General features: G+C 45.1%; 6 protein-coding genes. All 6 read right to left on the bottom strand.

Going from position 1 to position 5,970, the window contains the following annotated elements; all coding sequences use genetic code 11:
• Positions 1–82: 82 nt before the first annotated feature.
• The 6 genes from V7266_RS19110 to V7266_RS19085 all read right to left on the bottom strand — a co-directional run bounded on the left by V7266_RS19110 (position 83) and on the right by V7266_RS19085 (position 5,850).
• Positions 83–514 (bottom strand): GlcG/HbpS family heme-binding protein, encoded by a 432-nt coding sequence (locus V7266_RS19110; RefSeq protein ID WP_335469956.1) that lies wholly within the window; start codon positions 512–514, stop codon positions 83–85.
• 85 nt (positions 515–599) lie between these two features.
• On the bottom strand, positions 600–1,397 hold the full coding sequence (locus V7266_RS19105) for an N-acyl homoserine lactonase family protein (protein WP_335469954.1): 798 nt from the start codon (positions 1,395–1,397) through the stop codon (positions 600–602).
• 56 nt (positions 1,398–1,453) lie between these two features.
• The gene (locus V7266_RS19100) at positions 1,454–2,587 is read right to left on the bottom strand and encodes a mandelate racemase/muconate lactonizing enzyme family protein (RefSeq protein ID WP_335469953.1); all 1,134 of its coding nucleotides are present in this window, start codon (positions 2,585–2,587) and stop codon (positions 1,454–1,456) included.
• A gap of 2 nt (positions 2,588–2,589) precedes the next feature.
• The gene (locus V7266_RS19095) at positions 2,590–3,294 is read right to left on the bottom strand and encodes a gluconate 2-dehydrogenase subunit 3 family protein (RefSeq protein WP_335469951.1); all 705 of its coding nucleotides are present in this window, start codon (positions 3,292–3,294) and stop codon (positions 2,590–2,592) included.
• Between the two features lie 172 nt (positions 3,295–3,466).
• Positions 3,467–5,131: a GMC family oxidoreductase gene (locus tag V7266_RS19090; protein WP_335469949.1), complete on the bottom strand. Its 1,665-nt coding sequence runs from the start codon at positions 5,129–5,131 to the stop codon at positions 3,467–3,469.
• A gap of 176 nt (positions 5,132–5,307) precedes the next feature.
• Positions 5,308–5,850, bottom strand: coding sequence for a type 1 glutamine amidotransferase domain-containing protein (locus V7266_RS19085; RefSeq protein ID WP_335469947.1), 543 nt, complete (start codon positions 5,848–5,850; stop codon positions 5,308–5,310).
• Positions 5,851–5,970 lie beyond the last annotated feature (120 nt).

Genomic DNA, 5,970 nt, shown 5'->3' with positions numbered 1-5,970 from the left:
TTTTCGTATGTGAATTTTAGAGACATTTCGAATTCCTCCTTAAATTTTGGTTTTTTTCAATTAATATATAGCAAATCGAATCTTAAAGATCTTTGATCGCTTCAAGTGCTGCTTGTGCACATTCAACGTCCTGCTCTGGTGAACCGCCAGAGACACCAATACCGCCAACCAGTTGGCCTTCAAGAAAAATGGGTAGGCCTCCACCTAAAATGGTCATTTTGTTAACTTGCAATAGTCCTTGTAATACTGCCGGATTATCTTTAATCGCTTCGTACCAATCAGCTGTAGGCATTCCAAACCCAAGTGCGGCATAAGCTTTCGTTTGGGCGATTTGAGCTGGAAGAAGATTCGCTCCATCCATTTTAATAAATCCGGATAAGTTCCCGCCGTCATCAACAATGGCAATGTTTTGTTTTATTCCCAATTCTTTAGCCTTACTAATAGCCAAATCGAACATTTTAAGAACCAACTCTTGCGGCAAAACCGCTTTTTTCGGTATAGACAATACAGCCATTTTTTTCATTCCCTTCATTTTGTATATTTTAATAATTTAATAGAATATTTAGTTGATACATTTATTTACGAATTAAAGAGTTCAGTTAATAACCTTCTCTTAATGTCCGCGCAATCATGATTTCCTTTGGGTCCCCTATCTTCAAGGACGGGTAACGTTCAAGCACTTTAGGATCGTGCGCAGGCAGCACGATACAGTCCATCCTGCGTATCAGATCCATAGCGGCCAAGACGTTCTCGAAGTTGTAGTAGTAACCAATAGGAATATCCGCTTCTAGGTTCTCATACATGTAAATCTCGTCACCGGGGATAATAACCGTCCCCTGTGCAGTCTCCACTGTCACCATCTGGTGGCCAGGGCTGTGGCCGCCGGTCCAAATAACGCGGATGCCAGGTAATATCTCAACGTCACCGTCTACTAACTGTAGGCGTTCCCACGCCTCGTCCACCAGCCAGCCGAACACTTCACGCGGGAAGCCCACCCGGGGAGCGTAGCGCTTATTTTCAGGACTTAGATTATAGTGCCACTCGCGACGGTTGATGATGATTCGAGCATTCGGGAAGAGGCGAGCATTTATATAGTGGTCAAAATGTAAGTGCGTTAGTATTAACATATCTACGTCCTCGAGCACCACACCTGCATCTCTCAGCAGCTCCTCCGTTGTTCGACTTGGAACGGAAACGAAGGACCTCTCCTGTTCTTCGGTCAAATAGTCTTCTAAGTTATCTATCCCGGTATCGATAAGAATGGTATGTCCTCTGCCTCTTACAAGATAGAAGTTTTGCACGATCTTGACCGGATCGTGTCGACCGAAAGCGTGCAGATAAATGACGGTACCCGGTGCGACCCACTCCCCATTGTTCAAGATGTTGACGGTGTACATAAACTTAGTTCACCCTTTCTGATGTTTTGCGGCACTTTTTCAACCGTCGTCAATGACTAACGAGCGAGTTCGTAAAGTCTATACCTCTCCTCCGCGTCTGCTGCTAGCTCTATACCCAAACCCGGTCCTTCAGGCGCGCTGACGTAACCGTCTTTCAAGAGTATAGGTTCTTTCAGCATCCCTTCCCAACCAGGGCCACCATAGGCATCATACTCGATCAATGGGGCATTAGGGCATGACAAAATCAGATGCAGACCCGCAGCTAAGCCGACACCCATTCCGGACGAACAGGCAATATGAGGGACGCAGGTAATGTTCCAAGCACTGGCCATGTCAGCTACACGCTTAGCCTCAGAGATGCCGCCAACGCTCACACAGTCAGGTTGGAGCACGTCGAACACTCTTGGCTCGAGAAGGTCTATATATTCGTAGCGAGAGAGCATGGACTCGCCACCAGATAACTGCATATTGACGCGTTCGGATAACCAGCGATGTTCGTGGATGTATTGACTTAAGCTTCTGGACCTGATCGGCTCCTCTAGCCAAACGACGCCAAGTTCCTCAAACACACGAGCCATCCTGAGAGCAGTCCTCCGATCATACGCCATGTTAGCGTCCACCATCAGATCCACCTTATCTCCTACCGCCTTCCGCACTCCAGATACAATAGCCTCGTCGGTCTCCAATCCTAGTCCAACCCTTAACTTCAATGCCGTATAGCCATCCTCAACCGCTTTCACACACTCCGGCACGATTTCCTCAGGTCCTTTCAGACTCGGTGCAAAGTAAGCTCTCACTTTCGTTTTGGCCGCCCCTAGGAGCTTATAAATAGGCTGATTGGTGATCTTACCGAACAGATCCCATAGTGCAATATCAACACCACTTAAGGCATAAGTCTCAATACCACGTCGTCCCCACATATGGGTGGCACTAAACATTCGCTCCCAAAGCATAGCGATTTGTGTAGGATCCTCACCGATAAGTAGGGGGGCGAGTCTCTCATTGATGATGGGGCCGACTGTCGAAAAGTACTCTGCCGAGAACCCAGCCTCCCCTATTCCGTATAAACCCTCATCGGTGGAGACCTGTACAATAATACCTCCCTTTACGTTGACTTCCATGGCTCCCCAACGTAGAGGCTGATCAAGCTTTACACCTAGCGGGAATGCCCTTACATTAGTAATCTTCATTTCTATTCCCCTTTCCTTTCCTTAAGATGAGGGATTAAATCAGCCCAATCATATTCTTCTACGTAATACTCTTTAACATTGTATTTTAAGGTATTGGTATCAGCCAATGATTTAGGTCCAGGGAAGCCGATCACTTTCCAACCAACGTAATCCTTGTTACCCCCGTATACCGGGTCGCAATAGTATCCTTGACGAGTGTGCAGAACCAAAGCACTGAAGAAGTCTAATCCCTCGTCAAACGTACCTTGGAGAAAAGTATTATGCTCACCCGAAGTATCAAATTTCATATGTTCCGGCTTCGGCCTTCCTGAAAGCTCAACCAGAACTCCATCCTGCTGTTGTACACTCAAATTCTTAAAAGAAGAATCGTACTTCTCATGCGAGATCTCGTCTAGCTGTCGGATCCCCTGACGATAGGTCTCCTGCATATCTGCCATACGTTCTCTCCAGGCCTCTACCTCTTTTCCTGCTATCTTTAGAAATCCTCTGCCATCTGCAGATGCATAAATGTAATCAATACTTGAAAGGTAACGGTCTATAAATCGAACCACACCTGCCTCTCGAGCTCCAGGATCATGATCTGTTGGTATAATCCGAGCTGTCGCCTCTTCGATTGTTTCCCACTCATGTTGGGAAAAAAATAAGCGAGTGTCTGACTCTTGATCTACTGGAGAATTTATAACCGGCCAATCTGCTTTGCTTGTCATAAGAAACACCCTCCTTTTGGTAAAATAGCTCCGGGAGATTACTTCACTTTAAAGCCATTTTTTGATATATTTATATTGGATAATCCTGACTATAAGTTACTAACAAGGCACTTTAATATGTTAAATCTATACATAAAATATCATTTACTTCTTAAATACCCCACTGCACTTGTTATTCGACATATTGTGCTTGACGTCCCTTCGCATGAACTTCAGCGATATAATCACAGACCCTCCAAGCATTAGCCATCATTGTTAGTGTAGGATTAACCCCTAAGGATGTAGGGAAACTACTTCCATCTAGTATGTAGAGGTTATCAACATCGTGTGCCTGGCACCACTTGTTCAAAACACTCTTAGATGGATCGTTACCCATTCTAGCAGTACCATGTTGGTGACAGGTATTACCGGTTAATTCATTTTCGGGAATTACCTTGATGGTCTTCGTCGCTCCAGCTGCCTCGAGGATTTCAACGTTTTTGTTTATCATCCACTTCGCCATGTCAATGTCGTTCGCGTGTGGTTTATATGTGATTCTCGCAACAGGTAAACCCCAGGCATCCTTGACATCGGGATCAAGGTCCACTTTGTTAGATTCTTGAGGCAGATCTTGAAGGATAATACCAATTTTCATTGAGTGGTTGTAGAAGTCGCGATCAGCATCCTTCATGGCTATCCCCCACTCTGGTCTGTCAGGACAAACCCAGTTTATAGGGTGTCCAACTTGTGAAGAAGAGGTAATACAACCGCCGATGTATCCCCTTTTCTCATCAGTCTCGTAGAACTGCATCGAGCCTGCGCTGATGTAGTGGCCAGCAAAACCGTGAAGAGGATCATGGAAATCCTTGTCAAAAATGCCTGTTGCGAACGCGTATTCATGGAATGTAGCGTACTTTCCAACCAGTCCACTGCTATTCGCCAAGCCGTCTGGGAATAAGTTAGACTTCGACATAAGTAGCAACCTCGATGATTCTATAGCTCCAGGACATAAAATAACGATGTGAGCCTCTTGTTCAACCTCGTGACCATCAGAATCGATGTAGATTACTCCTTTAGCACGACCTTCTTTATTTACAGTGATTTCACGAATCATACAACCTGTTCGCAGGTCGCAATTTCCAGTAGCTAAGGCCTCGGGGATAAAGTTAGTCAGTGTGCTTGACCGAGTGGTTCCTGGATCTCCGTACTGATTCCAAAATCCTGTGAAGTTTGCTGGAGTTCTTCCCCGATATGGCTTCGAAATTGAAGCATGTGGAATAGGAAACGCATTTACCCCTAGCTTCTCAGCACCCTCGTAAAATTTCTTCCCAAACTTGGTAGGTGGCAAAGGCGGTGTAGGGTACCCTTTACTCCGTCTTGGTTCATACTTGTTTGCTTCTGCAAGTCCAGATACACCAAACTCCCACTCAACCTTAGTAAGATAAGGCTCAAGATCATCATAAGTAATAGGCCAATCCGCCAGATCCGCACCTTCAACATCACCATGTAGAGTGTGCATCTGAAAGTCTTGTTCTAATGGACGAGGGACCCAACCTGCCCAGTGAACCGTACCACCGCCTACCATCTGCGGAGTAGGTGAAAACTGAAACGTCCTTGCTTTAGCATTTTCATCTGCTCTAACGGTCCTTGGGCTAATCTTCGGGTCCGGCCAAAGATAGTTTCGGTTAAGATATTTAAGTTCATCACCCGAAAAGTTTTCTATCTTCATACGAGGACCTTTCTCAAGCACGACTACCTTTAATCCTGCTTCTGAAAGCACTTTTGCGGTGGTTCCACCAGTGGCACCTGCCCCTACGATACATACATCGACCGGATCTGGCTTCTTAATATACGTCATATAGTTGTCTTCCCCTTTCTAGCGGGTTTCCTTCCGCAAAATGGATGGTTTTAACTATTTGTCCATCCATTTTGCGAAGTATTTTTATTTTCTTTGTCAAATATTAAATTAGAATGAATAGAATGATAGTTTTCTTTCAATACTATTAATCCCTCATAATAATTGGTGCGCACCGCTTAAACCTTACTTACTACAGACACACGTTCTAAGTATCCAACGATTTCACGGGCGAAGGCTGGTAAATCGACAGGTGTTCTTGCCGTAATTACGTTCCCATCACACACTACCTCAGCATCTACCCACTCGCCTCCAGCGTTAACTACATCATCGCGAATTGGCAGGTATCCCGTCGCTTTCCGCCCGCGTACTGCACCCGCAGAAACTAGCATCCATCCACCGTGGCAAATAGCTGCTGTTAGTTTTCCAGACTCGTATGCTCCTCTGACCAAATCAACCATTGATTTATGAAGTCGCATATGATCTGGGGCAAATCCACCAGGAACGATTACAGCGTCAAACTCATCAACATTCACTTCATCTGCTGATTTGTCAGCGTCCATTGGATAACCAAGCTTACTATGATAAGTTGATTTTGTTCCAGAGCCAACAACTACAACCGTTGCCCCCTCCTCTTGCAATCGATATACTGGATACCAGGCTTCCATTTCCTGATAATCGTCTTCGATGAGTAATGCGACTTTCGTACCTTTTAATTTCATTTCAATTTCCCCCTCCATTAATTCCTCTAGTGGTACAATCTATCAATCTTTTATATTAAGCTTGCTGTAAGTTCTTCTTTGCTGCTTCCACTCTTTCGAATAGTTCGTAACTAGTGATAA

Origin of the sequence: Neobacillus drentensis, from assembly GCF_036965645.1 — a bacterium.
In the GTDB taxonomy this organism is placed as follows: domain Bacteria; phylum Bacillota; class Bacilli; order Bacillales; family Cytobacillaceae; genus Neobacillus; species Neobacillus drentensis_D.
This window is presented reverse-complemented; position numbering and strand designations above follow the sequence as displayed.

Bases quoted from the DNA above. Each gene is read 5' to 3' on its own strand.
- V7266_RS19110 (WP_335469956.1), bottom strand. From the start codon at position 514: ATGGCTGTATTGTCTATACCGAAAAAAGCGGTTTTGCCGCAAGAGTTG.
- V7266_RS19085 (WP_335469947.1), bottom strand. From the start codon at position 5,850: ATGAAATTAAAAGGTACGAAAGTCGCATTACTCATCGAAGACGATTAT.
- V7266_RS19100 (WP_335469953.1), bottom strand. From the start codon at position 2,587: ATGAAGATTACTAATGTAAGGGCATTCCCGCTAGGTGTAAAGCTTGAT.
- V7266_RS19090 (WP_335469949.1), bottom strand. From the start codon at position 5,131: ATGACGTATATTAAGAAGCCAGATCCGGTCGATGTATGTATCGTAGGG.
- V7266_RS19105 (WP_335469954.1), bottom strand. From the start codon at position 1,397: ATGTACACCGTCAACATCTTGAACAATGGGGAGTGGGTCGCACCGGGT.
- V7266_RS19095 (WP_335469951.1), bottom strand. From the start codon at position 3,294: ATGACAAGCAAAGCAGATTGGCCGGTTATAAATTCTCCAGTAGATCAA.